The organism is Streptomyces sp. NBC_00358, from assembly GCF_036099295.1.
GTDB lineage: Bacteria > Actinomycetota > Actinomycetes > Streptomycetales > Streptomycetaceae > Streptomyces.
The window spans coordinates 364586-382601 of sequence record NZ_CP107976.1 but is presented as its reverse complement, the minus strand read 5'-3'; the positions used below and the strand labels follow the sequence as shown (position 1 = coordinate 382601).

Here is an 18016-nt window from a genome sequence, read left to right as displayed (position 1 = left end):
CGGGCGGCCAGGGCCACCGTTTGCCGAATCCCGCAGCGGCGTATCACGGGGACACGGAACCGGACGAGTCGGCCGACGAGCCAGAGCGTGGATCCATCACGCTCGTCGGCCGGAGCCGGGCCCGACCCGTCCCGGGCCCCGTCCCGGGCCCCGTCCCGTGAGCACGTCGACGGCACCGTGGCCCAGCAGTTCGTGGAGCAGCGGGGTCGCGGGCAGCGCCGGGTGGAGGTACACGCTCTCGCGGCGTTGTTCGACGGCGGCCAGCAGCTTCCGGAAAGTGGTCCTCGCCTCCTCGATCCGCCCGCCGTGATGTTGCGCCTGGCCCAACAGGCCAAGGTGGAGCGGATGGCGTAAGTACGTCCTGGACTGGCCCAATTCAGCCAGTGAGGTGTGCATGAGGGCGAGGCCGTCGTCGTGATGCCCTGTGTGCGCCAGGCCCCACCCTTTGACGACACCCAGCATCGCCTTCCAGTAGAGCAGCCCGTGTTCGCCCGCGACACGGACGCCCTCGTCGCTCGATGCGAGCGCGGTGCGGGTGTCACCCTCCCAAGCCGCCACGACCCCGTCCACGTACAGCGCGAAGGAGCGGTCGGACGGCCTGCTTTCGTACTTGGTGAGGCTCAACAGCTCACGTCGGCGCGTGCCGGCGGTCTGCCGGTGGCCGAGGAGCCAGTGGGTGAAGGTGTCGTAGGAGCGGCAGGAGACGCGCGGGTCGTGCTGGAAGGTTCGCGCCAGCGCGTGATCCTCGGCGGCGAAACGATCCGCTATGCCGACGCCGCGCTCCAGTTCGGCGAGTGCCTGCGGGAGCATTCCGCGCACATGCAGCACGATGCCTTCGCCGTACGCCGCACCGAGCGCCGCCAGGGGCTCCCAGGTCTGCCGCGAGATGTCCCGCAGCAGGCCGGAGAACTGCCGCGAGGCGTCGTAGCGGCCGGTGACCAGGTACGCCGTGCACAGCGCCCAGAGCACCGACGGCTCCTCGGGGGCATGAGCTGCGGTGCTGAGGGCGCGACCATGCGTCAGCGCCGTCTCCGCCTCGGGGTGGCCGTAGCCGCGAGTGGTGGCGAGTACCTGGCCGAGTTGTATGTGCAGGTCCTGTTCCAACCTCCCTGTGGCGGGATCGTCCGGCGGCAGGAAGCCGACCAGGTGCACGGCGCGGCGCAGCCAGATCTCCACCTGCTCGTACGCCATGGACTGCTCGGCGTGTTCCGCGGCGAGCAGCAGCCGGGGCAGCACCTCGGCGGCGGGCAGCGCACTCTTGGCGTGCCAGCTGTGGTGCGCCACCCGCTCGATCTCCTCGTCCCCCACCTGCCCGCGCCTGCGCGCGCACAGCGCGTCGGTGACCCTGGCGTGCAGCCGGTGGCGGTCCTCACGGGGGAGCTCGTCGACGAGCGTCTCCTGGACCAGGGCGTGAGCGAAGTGCAGCCGTCCCGGATGGTGCGGGTCCTCCCCGAGCAGGCCGGCACGGATGGCCGACTCAAGACCCGCGGTGACCGGTTCGTCGTGCGTGGCGGTCCGGTGCAACAGGTCGGTGTCCACCTCGGCGCCTATGACGGCGCACAGGTGAAGCACCCGCAGGACCGGCTCGGGCAGCGCGGCGAACCGCTGGTGCAGCGCCTCGCGCACTCCGGTGGGAATGTGAGCCAGGAGCGTGTCGACCGCATCCGGGCGACGGAGCTTGCGCGCGTCGTCCACGAGAGAGAGAAGCTGGATCACCGAGTACGGGTTGCCTTCGCTGCGCCGGTGCAGCACCTCGACGACCTTCGGGTCCACACCAGGTCCCGCGTGTGCCTCGACGAGCGCTCCGACGGCCTGCGGGGAAAGGCCGCCGAGCCGCAGCGTCTCGGTCCTGGGGCCGCGCAGCACCTCCGAGACCATCCGGCGCAGCGTCTCGTCCGACTCGGCCTCGAACGCCCGTGCCGTGAGCACGATGCTGATCGGATGGCCCTGGCAGCGGGTGCTCAGCAGTCTGAGCAGGTCGAGGGAGGCGGTGTCCGCCCATTGCAGATCTTCGAGGAGCAGTACGAGCGGGTGCTGTCCGGCGAGGGTGAGCAGCACCTCGCAGACCGCGTCGTGGGCGAGGAAGCGGGCCTGGCACCAGTCGGAGGAGGCCCATCCCGGGCCTCCGGTCCGGACCGCCGACCGCTCGGGCATCAGTGGGGCGAGCAGGGCGCCGAACGGTTCCGTCGCCTCGCGAAAGGCATCCGGCCGGGTCGCCGACAGCCGCCGCAGGATCTGCGTCCACAGCCAGTAGGCGGGCACGCCCTCGCCGGGGAAGCAGTGGCTCCAGAGCACCTCCAGCCTGGAGCTCTTCTCGTGCACGTCCATGCTCTCCAGACGTGCCGCGAGTTCGAGCAGCAGGCGGGTCTTCCCGACTCCTGGTGGGCCGAGGACACCGGCCACATGGCCGTGGCCCACGACCGCGCTCGCGGCGGCGGTCGTCAGGCGGTCGAGCTCCTGGCTTCGGCCGGTGAACGGCGAAGGGGCAGGAGCCCACCCCGACTCGAACTCCGGGGATCCCCCGGCTTCCCGGGCGGCAGCCGGCTCGTGTTCCGGCCCGGGTACGGGCCGCAACCGGGACGGCCCGGTCCGCGTGCCGACGGTATCCGCCCGCGACCCCGGCGGCACATCGGTTCGCGCCCCCGGGCGGGCGTCGGTCCCCGGGTTCCCCTCGCGTTCGACGGCCGTGCCGGACTCGTCCGTCCCGTCGGCGCCGCCGGGTGCCACCGCCGGGTCGTACCTCCGGGCCGTGACGGCCGTCCCGTCGTTCCAGGAGCCCCCGAAGCCCTGCGAGCCCTCGGAGTTCCGTACTCCGACGTCACCGGGCTCGTTCATCACCGGCGGGACGTACGACGCTCCGGTGGAATCGAGCGGTGGGGGAGACAGCTTCTTCGAGGGGGCGCTCGCTCCCGGCTCCTGGCGCAGGATCGCGCTTCTGACCCGGCGCAGTTCGGCCGCGGTGTCCACACCGAACTCCTCGACCAGATGACTGCGTGTCCGCTCGTACACCTCGAGCGCCTCGGCCTGGCGCCCGAGCCGGGACAGTGCCGTCATGAGGTGGCCCACCAGCCGCTCCCGCGTGGGATGACGGCGTGCCTCCCCGTCCAGGTCGGCGGCCACCTCCTCGGCCGCGCCGAGAGCCAGCCGTGCCTCGGCGCGGGACTCGACGGCGGTGAGCCGGATCTGTTCGAGTCGGGTGCACTCGTCGCTGAGTGGCGGATGGCCGTCGAACTCCGCGTAGGGCGAGCCGTGCCACAGCCCCAGGGCCTCGGTGAACCGGGCCTGCGCGGTGCGCGGATCGCGCTGCTCCAGCAGCCGCCGTCCGTCGGTGACCAGACGCTCGAAGCGGCAGGCATCGACCTGTTCGGGATCGAGATCGAGGACGTAGCCCGGTGTCCGATGACGCAGCGCCGAAGTTTGGCCTGTTCCCGTCTTTGTGCGCAGGGACCGCCGCAGATGGGAGATGTGGCTCTGGAGTGTGGCGACGGCGTGTCGGGGCGCTTGGTCACCCCACAGTTCCTCGACGAGCAGCTCGGTGGGCACCACGCGGCCGAGGCGGATGAGCAGCAGGGCGAGCAGGGTTCGCCGACGTGGCGGGCCGAGCGGCAGGTCATGCCCGTCGTGTCGCGCCGACATGGGCCCCAGAACGCTCAGGAGGAGCTCAGCCTGGCCGGTCGTCCTGGGGGACACGTTCGCGGGCGGAGGTAAAGGCATGAACGGTCCTCATCGTGCTTGCGGATATGACTGACGACGGTTCGAGCTGGCTGGTCTCACACCTTCTTCTGTGGATCCTGACATGGCGAACGATGCCCTCCAAGCCGGAGATGCATCGATTGGCAAGAAAGCGCCAGGTGTCCGGCAAGGATTTCGACAAGGGGCCGGAAAACGACGGCGGGCGGCGGCAAGGTGCCGCCAGCGACTCGACCAGAACCCCGCAAGGGCGGTGACGCACGATGCTCGGCATCTGGAGTTACCGCTGGTCCCAGGGCCGATGCCGCCCCTGCCGACAGCCTTCACGGCCGTTCGCCGGCGTCCGAGTTCATTTCGCTCAAGTTTCCTGACGGGGGAGGCATCTCTTGCTGAGTCCAGCACCTGCAACTCCGGGCCTGTGCATGGCGAGCCTCGATAAAACGTTGACCATTCAGCAAGCGAACCAGGAGTTCTTCAGGCAGTTCAACGGATCGTCCGAGGACATATGCGGTCGCAATTTCCGTGACGTCGTGCACCCGAGCGTGCAGCAACCGTTGATGCGTCAATTATTCAATTTACTGGAAGGGAAACACCAGCGATTCGTCACGCCCGTCATCGCCGTGGGGCCCGGTGCGGAGTCCGCCTTCACCGTTCCCCTCACCGCGGTCGCGGTGCGCGGCGTCCTGCCCGACACGACCGCGATCCTGGTCATGATGCCCACGGCCGGGGACGCCGAGCAGACACCTGTCGTGACCAGACGCAAGAAGATCCTCTCCGCGATGGACGCGCGCATCCTCGAAGGCATCGCCGCCGGCGTCTCCACCGTCCCCTTGGCGGCAAGCCTCTACCTCAGCAGGCAGGGCGTCGAGTACCACGTGACCTGCCTGCTGCGGAAACTGAAGGTGCCCAACCGCGCCGCGCTGGTCTCCCGCGCCTACTCACTGGGCGTACTCAAGGTCGGCACCTGGCCGCCCCAGGTCGTGGACGACTTCGTGAAGTGAGCGGGCACGGCCACCCGCGCCAGGCGGCCACTCGCACGGGTGGCCGCGGCCGGCGTTCACCCGGGCCGGACGCGGGTCGCCGGACTCGCCGCTCGGTGTCCGGCAAGCACATGGCGGAGCGGCTCGCGTGCGTGCACGTGCGGGGGACGAGTACCTCACCGGCACCTACCACAGGCTCCGGGGCGCCGGGACGGCCCGAACCGGCCGTGTCCTGTCCACTCCTGCCCGGCCCGGCGGATGCCTGACGACATCCGTGAGCACGGCCCACGCCCGGGAGCGGGCCGTACCGTGACGCCCTCTTCCGGGCGCGGGGATCCGCACCTCCGGGCCCGGCGTCCACAGGGTCGGCCCACCCGATCCGGATCTCGTGGCCTCTGCGCGGTCTCCGCACGGTTCGTCGTATCCCAGGCCGCCCCGGCCGGCCTTCCGATTCCTCTTTCCTCTTCCCGAAGCTCAGGAGACACAGCGTGATTGCACACCAGCCTCTGTCGCGTCGCCGCATGCTCGGAGTGGCGGCCTTGGGCGCCGCCGCGCTCGCGGGGCAGAGCACGATCACCGACGCACCCCGGGCGGCCGCTGCCACCGCGACCGGTGGTTCCGGCGGCACGTTCGTCCCCGCCGTCGTGGTCGGCACCGGTTACGGTGCGGCCGTCTCCGCCCTGCGCCTCGGCGAAGCGGGGGTCCCCACGCTGATGCTGGAGATGGGCCGGCTGTGGAACCAGCCCGGTCCGGACGGCGAGGTGTTCTCCGGAATGCTCAAGCCCGACAAGCGCTCGAGCTGGTTCAAGACCCGCACCGAGGCGCCGCTCGGCTCCTTCCTGTGGCTCGACCTCGCCAACCGGGACATCGAGCCCTACGCGGGTGTACTGGACCGGGTCAACTTCGACCAGATGTCCGTGTACGTGGGACGCGGCGTCGGCGGCGGCTCGCTCGTCAACGGCGGCATGGCGGTCACGCCCCGGCGCTCGTACTTCGAGGAGGTGCTGCCCCAGGTCGACGCCGAGGAGATGTACACCAAGTACTTCCCCCGCGCGAACTCCACCCTCCGGGTCAACAGCATCGACAAGAGCTGGTTCGAGCAGACCGACTGGTACTCGTTCGCGCGTGTCTCGCGCGCTCAGGCCTCGAACGCGGGCCTGAGCACCACCTTCGTGCCCAACGTCTACGACTGGGACTACATGCGCCGTGAGGCGGACGGTGCGGTGCCCAAGTCCGCGCTGGCCGCCGAGGTCATCTACGGCAACAACCACGGCAAGGTCTCGCTCGACAAGAGCTACCTGGCGGCCGCCCTGGGCACCGGCAACGTCACCATCGAGACCTTGCACCAGGTCAAGACGATCCATCAGCAGAACGACGGCACGTACCTGTTGACCGTCGAGCAGAGGGACACCGACGGCAAGCTGCTCGCGACCAAGGAGGTCGCCTGCCGCCACCTCTTCCTCGGTGCCGGCAGCCTCGGCTCGACCGAACTGCTGCTGCGTGCCCGGGAGACCGGCACTCTTGCGAACCTCAGCTCCGAGATCGGCGGAGGCTGGGGCCCCAACGGCAACATCATGACCGCCCGCGCCAACCACCTGTGGAACCCCACGGGCACCAAGCAGTCGTCGATCCCCGCCCTCGGCATCGACGACTGGGACAACCCGGACACCCCCGTCTTCGCCGAGATCGCCCCCCTGCCTGCGGGTGTCGAGACCTGGGCCAGCCTCTACCTGGCCATCACCAAGAACCCCGAGCGCGGCACCTTCGTCTACGACGCCGCCAAGGACCGGGCGGCCCTGAACTGGACCCGGGACCAGAACGCGCCCGCGGTCGCAGCCGCGAAGTCGCTGTTCGACCGCATCAACAAGGCCAACGCCACCATCTACCGGTACGACCTCTTCGGTAAGCAGATCAAGGCCTTCGCCGACGACTTCTGCTACCACCCGCTCGGCGGCTGCGTCCTCGGCAAGGCCACCGACAACTACGGCCGCGTCGCCGGATACAAGAACCTCTACGTGACCGACGGCTCGCTCATCCCCGGCAGCATCGGCGTCAACCCGTTCGTGACCATCACGGCGCTGGCGGAGCGGAACGTCGAGCGCATCCTCAAGGAGGATGTCGCGGGCTCCTGACCAGGCGCGGGGCGGAGCCCGCCCCGCCCCTCTCCTTCCGGTGAACGCCCCGCCACGGTGGGCGGCCGAACCCGAACCGAAAAGGACGATTCCGTGAACTCCCCGCTCACCGAGGACAACCGCCTCTGGATCCGCAGGTTCCACCCGCGCCCCGACAGCCGCGTCCGGCTGGTCTGCCTGCCCCACGCGGGCGGCTCCGCCAGCTTCTACTTCCCCATGTCCCGGTCCATGCCCGACAGCGTCGAGGTGCTGTGCGTGCAGTACCCCGGCCGCCAGGACCGCCGCGGCGAACCGCTCCTGGACTCCGTACCGGCGCTCGCCGACAAGGTCTACGAAGCCCTCCGGCCCTGGACCGACCGGCCCATCGCCCTGTTCGGGCACAGCATGGGCGCCTCCCTCGCCTACGAGATCACCCGACGGCTGGAGCAGGAGCGGGGCGTCATACCCGCCGCCCTCATCGCCTCCGGCCGCCGTGCCCCGTCCACGCACCGCGACGAGAGCGTCCACCTGCGCGACGACGACGGCCTCGTCGCCGAGATGCGCGGCCTCAGCGGCACCAACCGCCAGTTGCTGGGCGACGGGGAAGTCCTGCGCATGATCCTCCCGGCCGTCCGGGCGGACTACCGCGCAGCCGAAACCTACATCTGGGAACCCGGGCCGCCCCTGCGCTGTCCCGTGACCTGCCTTGTCGGCGACGACGACCCGAAGGTCACCGTGGAGGAGGCCGCCGCCTGGTCCGGGCACACCGACGGCCCCTTCATGCTGAAGGTCTTCCCCGGCGGCCACTTCTTCCTGGCCCAGCACCAGACGGAAATCGTCCGCCTCATGGCCACCCAACTGGAGGTGTCCGACCGGGCGTGAGGACCGGCCCTGCCCGTCGCGCCGTGAGACCTCCGCACAGCACGGCGATCCGGCCGCCGTACATTGCCGCGGTCTGCCGGCAACAGGCCGTCCTGCGGAGACCCGACCATCACCGTCGAGTCGGTGAGCGTCGTGACGTCACCGAGCTTCGCGGTTCTCCCAGAACCGGCCCTGGTGCGGGGTGTCCGGGGTCCCCTCGCACATCACCTGTGTCGCGCCGTTCGAGAGCGGCCCGTAGGCGATGCAGGAGTGTCCGGTGACCCAACCGATGTCGGCGGTGCACCAGTAGACGTCGGTGGCCGGCTTGAGGTCGAAGACGGCGTTGTGGGTGTAGAGCCAAGTCTCAAGGGGCCAGGGTGAGGTCGCCATGGTTGGACTTGGCGAGTGACCGCCCGATGACCATGCGTTGAATCTGGTTCGTGCCTTCGAAGATCTGAGTCAATTTGGCCTCACGCATGTACCGTTCGACCGGGAATTCGCGCGTGTAGCCGACCCCGCCGAGGACCTGCACCGCATCTGTGGTGACACGCATCGCGTTGTCGGTCGCGACGAGCTTCGCGACCGACGCCTCACGGCTGAACGGCAGTCCCGCGTCCTTCAACCGGGCGGCATGGAGGGTCGCAGCACGCGCTGAAAAGACCGCGGCCTCCATGTCGGCGAGCAGGAACGCGACTCCCTGGTGGTCGATGATGCGTGATCCGAACGTCTCCCGATCGCGTGCATAGGCGATCGCGTGGTCGAGAGCGCCCTGGGCGAGACCGACCGCGACTGCCGCGATACCGAGACGGCCGGAATCCAGGCTCGCGAGAGCGATACGCAGGCCGCCGCCCTCGGCGCCGATACGCCGCACGACCGGGACACGAACGTCCCGGAGGACCATGGTCGCCGTCGTGGACCCGGTCAGGCCCATCTTCCGTTCGGGTACATCAGCGGTGAGGCCCTCGGTGCCAGCGGGGATCATGAAGCACGAGATACCCGTGCGGTCCTCCGAGGTGCGGGCCATGACCTTGTAGTAGTCCGCGTGGCCACCGTGGGTCGTCCAGGCTTTCGCACCGTTCAGGACGTAGTGATCACCGTCGAGACGGGCCCGGGTCCGCAGCGCGGCCGGGTCCGAGCCGGCGTGCGGCTCCGAGAGACAGTAGGCACCCAGCAACTCGCCACCGAGCATCGCGGGCAGCCACTCCTGCTTCTGCTCCTCGGTGCCCATCGTCGCCAGGCCGAAGCACGACAGCACGTGCACGGAGACGCCTACGCCGACCGAAGCCCACACGGACGCGATCTCTTCGACAGCCTGCAGGTACACCTCGTACGACAGGCCGCTGCCGCCGTAAGCCTCGGAGTACGGTAAACCGAGCAGGCCGACGCGTCCGAGGAGCCTGAACACGTCACGAGGGAATGCCTCGTTCGCCTCATCGGCATCCGCTCGCGACGCGAGTTCATCGGCCGCCAGTTTCCGGACCAGCCTGATGAGGTCAAGGGACTCATCGTTGGGTAGCAGACGACGCGCGCTCATGGCACCTTCCAACTGTCGGGGCGAAGGTCTTCCTTCTTGCGCGGTCAGGCAGATCAGCCCGGCCGACGAGGAGAAGACCGTCCTCTTGCCGCACGTTCACCCGCTCGCCGCGCGACCGTGCCACGCGTCACGGTGAACAACCCGCCCGGAGTCCGCACTGTCGGCTTCGCCGCAACGGCCTTCTTCGAACGGTGTCGGATCGCTTCCGTTCGGCGGGGCACCACCTTCGGGCCGAGACCCTCCACTGCCTGTCGGCAATACACCGGACCGGCATACCAGGCCAGTACCGCACGCAGATGTTCCAGGGCCTGGGAGTCCGGCGGATGTCCGCCCCGGCGCGGGGTCGGGGACCATGCCGGTGGAGCCGGTAGGGGATACCGGCACCGGCTCGATGCGCGGCAGTTCACCGACGACTTCGCGCGCCGTTGAGATCCGGGCCGGCTCCTGCTCACTCATCACCGGCCGCACTGTGATCCGCTCATCCTCGGCCCCAAGCCGTGCCGCTTCGCTGTGGCAGGCGGCCTCCCGCTCCCGGAGTAGCCGAAGCACCTCAGCACAGCTCATCCGACCCACCTCCCGCGCCAGTTGATCAACCACCTATCGCAACGAGACGGGCATCACACCGGACACGGGCGACCCCGCTAACCTCACCCAACGGGGACACGCACCCGAGGTGAAGAACGTCCTCGGTCGGCCCGACACCGACAAGCTGGATGCGGTCCGGCTGGCCGAGGTCGCCGAACGGGGCATTTTCCAGGCCCCGTTCATCCCCTTCTTCAGGTACGCAGCCAGGGTGTTCGGACCTCTTCGGCGTATCGATTGCTGCGGCATTCGGCCAGTCCCGGCCAGTGCGGTGATCGAGTCGATCGAGCGCGCGGCTGGGACGGTCGCGTTCTGTGTGTACTTCGCAGTGCCGACGGCGCTGTGCTCAAGATGAGGAGTGGTGTCGCGGCGTGTGCGCGGCCGGTATGCACGCCGGCTCGCTGACGCGCGCGTCGAAGGAGTCCCGGCGGGGGTCGAACTCGTGGTGCGCGGTTGAGGTGGTTCGATCCGCCGTGTCCGGCGACGACGTTCGCCGAGCAGGTCGAGGGGCCGACGAGCCCGCAGCGTCCGGTGGTATCTGATCGTCAAGGTCGTGGAGGCTCACACCGACGCCGTTCGGGTGGTTCTGTATGCCGAGCGGTGGCTCAATGCGCGCTGCAACTGCCCGGCGGCACCTTGCGGGAGCGGGAGCGGGATCGGGGGACTCCTCAAGGGTCCGCTGTCTCGCCAGTGCCGGCAAAACATGTTCGTGCACTACGCGTTCGATACCCGGTTGGACCGGGCGTTCCCCACCGCGCAGTTCGAGCGCTGTGCCGATGACGCGGTGGCGTACTGCGGCAGTGAGCGGCAGGCCGGACAAGGGCTGACCGCGCTGGGGGACAAGCATGATCGTCGGCCTTTGCGCTGGTCAGCGCGAAGGTGGCGGGGGCCGCGCAGGGTGCGGAGCAGGTGAAATGCAGGCCGCGGAAGTGCATAGAGTGCGGCGTGGAGGGAGTCCAGGTCAGGCGTCACAGCCGACCTTTGGACTCCCTCGCCTCATCTCATGCGGGCCGGCAGGCCCTTGGCATCATTCATCCAGTCGGACCGGGAGTTGACACGTGAAACCTCAGACCACCGACGTACGCCAGATCGCCGAACCGCGTCGGACGGCCGACCACGGCAGAGCCGGCCATCACGCCCCAACCATGCCGGGCACCGTCGACGCATCCAACGCGTCCCTCCCCGACCAGCACGACCACCCCGCCCTGCGTGCCGCGCTCGCCGCCGCCATCGAGGACACCATCATTTACGACCTGGACGGCATCGGCCGCCAGTACTCCGCCCTGTGCGCCGAACTGCCCGGCGTCGCCGTCCGGTTCGCGATGAAGGCCTGCCCGGTGGACGAGGTGCTCGGCCACCTCGCCCGGCTCGGCTCCGGCTTCGACGCGGCGAGCCCGCAGGAGATCGCCCAGGCGCTGCGCACCGGGGTGGCCCCCGGGCTGATCCACTACGGCAACACCGTCAAGTCCGACCGCAACATCGCCGAGGCCTACCGGCTGGGTGTACGCGACTACGCCACCGACTGCCTGGAGGACGTCGGCGCGATCGCCGAACACGCCCCTGGCTCCCGGGTGTTCTGCCGACTGGCGACCACCGGCGAGGGCGCGCTGTGGGGTCTCAGCCGCAAGTTCGGCTGCTCGCCCGAGGACGCCCTGCGGGTGCTCGGCGCCGCCCGGAGCGCCGGGCTGGTGCCCTCCGGCCTGTCGGTGCACGTCGGCTCCCAGCAGATGACCGCCGAGGCCTGGGTTGCGGCGATCGACTCGCTGGCGGCGGTCCTGGAGGCGCTCAGCCGGCGCGGCATCACCCCGGACCGGATCAACCTCGGCGGCGGACTGCCCGCCCTCGGCGTCCTCGACCGGCGCGGCCGGCCGTTGGAACCGCCGCTGGACAAGATGTTCGTGGTGATCCGCGAGGGCATGGAACGGCTGCGTGCCGTCAACGCCGCCCCGCTGGACTTCCTGCTGGAGCCCGGTCGCCACCTGGTCGCCGACCACGGAGCGATCCGCGCCCACGTCGCCCGGCTCTCTTCCCGACACCGGCTCGACGGCACCCGCGAGGACTGGCTCTACCTGAGCTGCGGCAAGTTCAACGGCCTTTACGAGATGGATCAGTTGCAGTACCGCCTGGAGTTCCCCACCCATTCCGGTGGGCAGTTCGTCGACGCCATGGTGGCCGGCCCGACCTGCGACAGCGACGACGCGTACGCCCAGGAGGACGGCCTGGTACGGGTCCCGCACGCGATCACCTCCGGCGACCCGGTGTGGGTCCACTCCTGCGGCGCGTACGCCGCCGCCTATGCCACCCGGGGGTTCAACGGCTTCGCGCCGCTGCCGTACGCCTGCGTCGGAGGCCCGGCTCCGGACGGAGGAGGCGCATGACCGACACCCGGATCCGGCTGTTTCGGGAGGAGGACTGGGACGAGGTGGTCGCGCTGGAGGAACGCGCCTACGCCGCGAGTGGCCTGTCCGAAGGGCGGGAGGCGCTCCGCTCCCGGCACCGCGCCTCGCCCTCGACCTGCTTCGTACTGGAGTACGCGGGTGGCTTCGGAGGCTATCTGCTCGCATTGCCGTACCCGCTGTTCCGCTGCCCGGACCTGAGCCTGGCCGAGGAAGGCGCGGCACAGGAGGGCGACGGGGGAAGCAACCTGCACACCCATGACGTGGCGATCGTCGAGCGGGCGCGCGGCCGGCGCCTGGCCTGCCGGATGCAGCGGCATCTGGAGGAGACCGGGCGGGCGGCCCGCTACCGGACCCTTTCTCTGGTCGCCGTGCGCGGCTCCGAGGCGCTGTGGTCCCGGCTGGGCTACCGGGCCCGGCCCGAGATCGGGCTGCCCGCGAGCTACGGTGCCGAGGCGGTCTACATGGCGAAGCCGCTGGCACCCGCTGTTACCGGTTCGGCTCTCGGATCCTCTCCCAGAGCCGAAGTGGGCTGATGCGGATGTCCTTCGTGTCCGACGAGTTCCGCCGCTCTCAACTGACCGTCAAGGCACTCTTCTTCGTCCGCGGATTCCAGTACGCCACCTGGGTTCTTGGACACTTGCCGAGTCGCGAAGGCGTCCGTCCTGCCCGGACAGACCGACCGCAGCAGCGCGACTGATCACAATGCCGGGGTAGTCGCCGGTCTCGGCGGCAGTACCGCCGACGCCACCGTGACGATCCCCGGCGCCCTCGCCACCCTCGGCACTCCACCCGAGGCGGCCGGCAGTCGCCTCGGGCAGGAACGTGGGGAGCCGGAGGAGCAGAGCCTGGGCTCGTCAGTAGCGCCAGCGGACGGCCTCGATGACATCCGCATCCGTGTGCATCGCGAACAGCTCCGCCTCCGCCCGCCGGACGGCCAGCACGGCCTCGTACAACTCGGGACCGAGGGCCTGCCGCAGCAGTGCGGACTTCTCGTAGGCGTCGATAGCCTCCGGCAGGCTCGCAGGGAGGCGCTCGGCCGCGCCGAGGGAGGCGGGGTCGCTCGGGGTCTCGGGCGGGAGGGGCAGGCCGGCGTCCAGGCCGGCGAGTCCGGCGGCCAGCACGCCGCCGATCTCCAGGTACGGGTTGGCGGCGGCGTCGAAGCACTTGAACTCGGCATTGGCCTGCCCGGCGGCGGAGCCGGTGATCAGGCGCAGCGCCGCCTCACGGTTCTCCAGACCCCAGCAGCGGTAGGCCCCGGCAAAGCGGGAGGGGACCAGCCGCAGGTAGGAGGCGACGCTGGGCGCGCCGAGGGTGAGCAGGGCGGGCAGTTCGGCCAGCACGCCCGCGAAGAACTGCTCGGCGTCGGGGTGCAGCCCGTGGCGGCCGGGGCCGCCGTGCCCGAGGTTCCGGCCCTCTCGCCAGAGGCTGAGATGAAGGTGGCCGCCGTTGCCGACCGAGCCCTCGGTGAAGACGGGCGCGTACGAGACCCGCAGGCCGTGCCGGGCGGAGACGGCCCGGATGGTGTGGCGCACCAGCATCGTGGTGTCGGCCGCCTCGACCGGCCCCTCGGCGGCGACCGAGACCTCGAACTGCCCGGCGGCGTACTCGGGGTGGAGCTGGAGGACGGCCAGCCCCTGGGCGGTGAGGGCGCGCAGCACCTCCCGCAGGTAGTCGGAGTGCTCGATGAAACGGGTCATCCCGTACGCGGGCCCGACCGTCGCCGGGGCCTCGGACAGGTCGGCCACCACCCACTCGATCTCGATCCCGGCTCGCACCGACAGCCCGCGCCGCTCGACGGCCTCGGTGACCTGGCGGGCGAATCGGCGCTGGCAGCCGGGGTGCGGGGTGCCGTCCTGGGTGTAGCGGTCGGCCGGGGCCCAGGCCCAGCCGGGCTGGGCGGCGAGCGGCGTGAGCCGGTCGAGGTCGGGGACGAGCCGCAGGTCGCCCACCGGGCCGGTACTCGAAGGCGCGGTGGTGATGGAGTCGTCGACCAGGGCGACGTCGAAGCAGGGTACGGCGCCGACGCCGTACTCGGCGGCGTGTTCGAGCTGGGCGAGCGGGACGGACTTCACCCGGGTCAGCCCGGCGTTGTCGACCCAGCCGAACACCACCCCGTCGATTCCGTCGGCGGCGAGCTGGGCTTCGGCCGCCCGGGCCTGGGCGGCCCGCTCAGCTCGGGGGTACGTGGTGGCCATGCCGATCATGCTGGCGTTCGCGGCAGCCGGTGCGCCAGTGGCCGGCCGGGAGTTCACTCGTCCGTGAACGGTCGGACCTGCGACGTGACTCAGGACGCGTGCGCGGGAAGTCTCTTCGATCGCTGAGCGTTTCAGGGCGGGCTCGGTGAGGTGAGTCGCGGGGCACGGCGGTGGCGGTGAGGCGACCGCCGTCAGGTGGGGCCGGAGCTGGATCCTGCGTAACGCGCGGCGGAGTGTGCGGTCGAGCCCGTCGGTGTGTCGCAGGCGGTGTGGGTCATTGCTCTGCGCGCGGGTGACCGGACGGCGACCTCGAACGGGCTCAGGCCGGGCGCGTACGGCGGCGGCCGGACCGCGGTGAGTGCCGGGTCCGGGACGCGCGGGCCTTCCGCGAAGCGGTGCCGGGAGGAGTCGCGCTGTCATTTCCCGCCCGGCGCCGGAGGGGAGGGGGCGCGCGAACTCCGAAGTCACCGTGAAGCAGATCAGCGGTAATAGGTAAATGAGAAAAGCACTTCGCTCGGTGAGTTCCCCTACAGCAATTCGTGACGGTCGGAACAGGGATGGCACTCGCATGAGTGAAACCCGCCGAGACCGTTTGGCCTCGACAGTCATGACTGGGCTACGGTGATCGACAAGCGGACGGTTTACCTCATCGACAAGGAATTCAACCCGGCAGAGAGTCCGGCACTGGATATCGAGAATTCCGAGAAATGGGTGCTTCCGCCTTCCCCGCTGTGCGTGCTCCGGAGTGCGCAGTGCCCTGGGTCCCCTGTCATACATCTGCGTAGAGAAGTTGGAGCATCATGCCGCCCGTCGTTCCGCCGTTCCTGATCGGTCTCATCGTCGCGCCACTGGCCAAGCGTGTCCTCAAGCCACTGATGCGCGGTGTCGTCACGACATCCGTCGGTCTTGTCATGGAGGTGAAGAAAGCGGCCCAAGAGGCCGGAGAGAACATCCACGACCTCGCGGTCGAGGTGGCTGCCGAGATGGTGGCGGCGCAGATCGTCTCCGACGACCAACGGCCTGCCGAGGGTGCAGCCTCGAACGCCGAGAAGGACGAGGCCAGGACTCCGAAGATCCGCGCGACCGTCGGTGCCGCGAAGGCGTAGTGACGCCCTGATGCCCGCCGCCTGGGCGCGTCTTCCTGTCGACCTCGGAAGACGGGTCCTCGCGGCGGTCGGCCGTGGGCCTTTCGGCCGCGCCTCTTCCTCCCTCTCGGACTTTCCGCTCCGTCGCAGTGAATCCGCCGTGCGCCGAATTCCGTCGCGCCCGTTGACGGATTACCCGTGACCTCCGCAAACAGGTGATTGTACGCATGTCATCGCTACTGGGTGCCGCAGCCGGATTCCGGTCCGCGGAATGGGACGTGAACCCGCGCTCGGTCACTCCGGGCCGTCAGCGTTGGGACGTCAAGCTGGTGCTCGGACGGCCACGGACGGCCGAGTTCCTCGCCGCCGCGCTGCGCCGCGTTCCCGGGATCACCGAGGCCCGGGCCAACCCGGTCACCGGCGGGGTGCTCGTCCGGCACGATGCACGGCTGCGCGCCACGGACGTCGGCCGGATCGTCCGCAGAGCCGTCACCCTGGTCGCGGAGGATCCGACCGGAGCGGGACGCCCGACACCGGCCCGCCCCGTCGCCGCACCGGCCCCGCAGGTGGACCGCGGCCTGGTCGTGCGACCGGTGCTCGCCGTCGGCGGCGGGGTCGCGGCCGGGGTCGCGCTGATCAAGGGGTCGGCGCTGAGCAGGCAACTGGTGGCAGTGGGCGGGGTGGCCGCGTTGACCACGGCCGTCCTCCGGAAGGCCTGGCGCGGAACGGCCGACGCGCCCCGGGAAGCGGCCGGGCCCGGCGCCGAACGTCATCCCCTGCTGGAGATCGTCGGACCGCACCGACGCCGTCTCTACGAGGCCGTTGCCCTGTCCGTCGCCTGCCAGGTCTCGGAGATGGCGCTCGGTACCTTCCTCGGCTGGACCGGACTGGTCCTCATCAAGGGTGAGGCAGCTCCACTGGCTCGCCTCGGCCTGACCACCGCGTCCACCCAACTCTTCGGTCTGGCTGGGCTGATGGCCGCCGCCTGTGCCGCCGTGGCGGGCCTCTCGTACGCCTCGAACCTCCAGTGGCGCCGACTCGGCCAGGACATCGAGCACGACTGGCGCAACCGGACGTACGCCCACGTGCAGCACCTCGAACTACGGCACCTGGAAGGCGAGCGGACCACCCGGATCGCCGGCGCGCTCACCGACGACGTCCGTCAACTGGGCACCTTCTTCGCCACCTCGGCGGGCGACCTGCTGCACCTTGGCACCAGCCTGACCCTCCTGGTTCCACTCTTCCTGCTGCTGGCGCCACAGATCGCCTGGATCGCGTTCCTGCCCATCCCGGTCATCGCCTGGCTGTCGTTCCACTACCAGGACAAAGTCGCGGCCGACTACGCAGTCTCCGGCGAGCACCGGGCCAAGCTGCACAGCCAACTGGTGAACACGTTGGACGCCGGTGCCACCGTCAAGAGCTTCTGCACCGAGGATTACGAGGCCGAGCGCATCGACCTGCTGAGCGGGGAGGTCCAGGACAGCAGCCGGCGGACCGACCGGAGCACGATCCGCCACGCCGAGATCGTCCGGGTCTGCACGACCAGTTCGATGGCCGGAACCCTGCTGATCGGCGGCCGGGCGGTGCTCGACGGCAGCCTGCCGTTCGAGGTGTTCAGCCCGCTCATCGGGCTGCCCCAGATGGTGTTGCTGCGGATGAACCGGCTCGGCGGCATCGTCGACCAGTACCAGCGCACGCTTGTCGCCTACGACCGCGTCCGGCGGCTGCAAGCCCTCCCCCTCGAGGTCGACGGCGACGGCGCGGCGCTCGACGCCCGGAAGGTGCGCGGCGAGATCGTCCTCGACGACGTGACCTTCGCCTATCCCGACCGGCCGCCGGTGCTGGAGGGGCTTTCGCTGGCCATTCCCGCCGGGCAGGTCACCGCCCTCGTCGGTTGCACCGGCTCCGGCAAGACGACCGTCGCCAAGCTGCTGATGCGCTTCGTGGAAACGGAGTCGGGCAGCGTGCTGCTCGACGGGCGGGACGTCCGCGACCTGCCGAGGCAGGATCTGCGCCACGCGATCGCCTTCGTCGCGCAGGACCCCTTCCTCTTCGACGGCACCATCGCCGACAACATCCGCTACGGCAGCTTCGGCGCCTCGGACGAGGCCCTGGCCGAGGCGGCCAGAATGGCCGAGGCCCACACCTTCGTCGCGACGCTGCCGGACGGCTACGACACGGTGATCGGCGAACGCGGCGCAGCCCTCTCCGGCGGCCAGCGGCAGCGGATCGCGCTGGCGCGCGCGATCCTCAAGGACGCGCCGGTGGTGATCCTCGACGAAGCCACCTCCGCCGTGGACAACGAGACCGAGGCCGCCATCCAGCGCACGCTCCGTGTCTTCGCCGCCGACCGGACGATGGTGATCATCGCCCACCGGCTCTCCACGGTCCGTCACGCCGACCGGATCTACGTCATGGACACGGGCGGCGTCGTGGCCGAGCAGGGCACCCACGACGAACTCCTCGCCCTGCACGGACTCTACGCATCCCTCTGGCAGCTCCAGGCCGGAGAACTCGTCGCCTGACCCCACCAGCCGTACCACCGGCCGCCCGCCACGTGACGTCACCGCGGCCGGTGC

The 18016-nt window shown here is 70.1% G+C and carries 12 protein-coding genes and 1 pseudogene; 9 read left to right on the top strand and 4 right to left on the bottom strand.

Annotated features, from left to right (window positions below; genetic code table 11):
* Positions 1–96: 96 nt before the first annotated feature.
* Positions 97–3636: a BTAD domain-containing putative transcriptional regulator gene (locus tag OHT01_RS01725; RefSeq protein WP_328551286.1), complete on the bottom strand. Its 3540-nt coding sequence runs from the start codon at positions 3634–3636 to the stop codon at positions 97–99.
* Positions 3637–3740: 104 nt separating this feature from the next.
* On the opposite strand from OHT01_RS01725, the gene OHT01_RS01720 reads away from it, so the two are divergent.
* From OHT01_RS01720 to OHT01_RS01705, 4 genes are all read left to right on the top strand, one after another.
* Positions 3741–3947: a hypothetical protein gene (locus OHT01_RS01720; RefSeq protein ID WP_328551285.1), complete on the top strand. Its 207-nt coding sequence runs from the start codon at positions 3741–3743 to the stop codon at positions 3945–3947.
* A 186-nt stretch (positions 3948–4133) separates the two neighbouring features.
* Positions 4134–4691: a LuxR C-terminal-related transcriptional regulator gene (locus OHT01_RS01715; protein ID WP_405914928.1), complete on the top strand. Its 558-nt coding sequence runs from the start codon at positions 4134–4136 to the stop codon at positions 4689–4691.
* Positions 4692–5191: 500 nt separating this feature from the next.
* Positions 5192–6802, top strand: a complete 1611-nt coding sequence (locus tag OHT01_RS01710) for a GMC oxidoreductase (RefSeq protein WP_328557996.1) — start codon at positions 5192–5194, stop codon at positions 6800–6802.
* Between the two features lie 93 nt (positions 6803–6895).
* Positions 6896–7663, top strand: coding sequence for a thioesterase II family protein (locus tag OHT01_RS01705; RefSeq protein ID WP_328551283.1), 768 nt, complete (start codon positions 6896–6898; stop codon positions 7661–7663).
* A 156-nt stretch (positions 7664–7819) separates the two neighbouring features.
* On the opposite strand, the pseudogene OHT01_RS01700 reads toward OHT01_RS01705, so the two are convergent.
* Together OHT01_RS01700 and OHT01_RS01695 are read right to left on the bottom strand one after the other, a co-directional pair.
* A pseudogene (locus OHT01_RS01700) lies at positions 7820–8002 on the bottom strand (AMP-binding protein); the annotation flags it as partial.
* A gap of 4 nt (positions 8003–8006) precedes the next feature.
* On the bottom strand, positions 8007–9176 hold the full coding sequence (locus OHT01_RS01695) for an acyl-CoA dehydrogenase family protein (RefSeq protein ID WP_328551282.1): 1170 nt from the start codon (positions 9174–9176) through the stop codon (positions 8007–8009).
* A gap of 673 nt (positions 9177–9849) precedes the next feature.
* On the opposite strand from OHT01_RS01695, the gene OHT01_RS01690 reads away from it, so the two are divergent.
* The 3 genes from OHT01_RS01690 (at position 9850) to OHT01_RS01680 (ending at position 12690) form a co-directional block, all read left to right on the top strand.
* Positions 9850–10113, top strand: coding sequence for a hypothetical protein (locus OHT01_RS01690; RefSeq protein WP_328551281.1), 264 nt, complete (start codon positions 9850–9852; stop codon positions 10111–10113).
* A 790-nt stretch (positions 10114–10903) separates the two neighbouring features.
* The gene (locus tag OHT01_RS01685; RefSeq protein WP_328557995.1) at positions 10904–12136 is read left to right on the top strand and encodes a type III PLP-dependent enzyme; all 1233 of its coding nucleotides are present in this window, start codon (positions 10904–10906) and stop codon (positions 12134–12136) included.
* Positions 12133–12690, top strand: coding sequence for a GNAT family N-acetyltransferase (locus OHT01_RS01680; protein WP_328551280.1), 558 nt, complete (start codon positions 12133–12135; stop codon positions 12688–12690). Before OHT01_RS01685 ends, OHT01_RS01680 begins: the two co-directional genes overlap by 4 nt.
* A gap of 321 nt (positions 12691–13011) precedes the next feature.
* On the opposite strand, the gene OHT01_RS01675 is transcribed toward OHT01_RS01680, so the two are convergent.
* Positions 13012–14352, bottom strand: a complete 1341-nt coding sequence (locus OHT01_RS01675; RefSeq protein ID WP_328551279.1) for a glutamine synthetase family protein — start codon at positions 14350–14352, stop codon at positions 13012–13014.
* An 800-nt stretch (positions 14353–15152) separates the two neighbouring features.
* Between OHT01_RS01675 and OHT01_RS01670 the strand changes: the two genes are divergently transcribed.
* Positions 15153–15458 carry a DUF5132 domain-containing protein gene (locus OHT01_RS01670; protein ID WP_328551278.1) on the top strand — a complete coding sequence of 102 codons (306 nt, stop codon included), beginning with the start codon at positions 15153–15155 and terminating at the stop codon, positions 15456–15458.
* Positions 15459–15664: 206 nt separating this feature from the next.
* Complete coding sequence (locus OHT01_RS01665) at positions 15665–17962, top strand: ABC transporter ATP-binding protein/permease (protein ID WP_328551277.1); 2298 nt, start codon at positions 15665–15667, stop codon at positions 17960–17962.
* Positions 17963–18016: the final 54 nt, after the last annotated feature.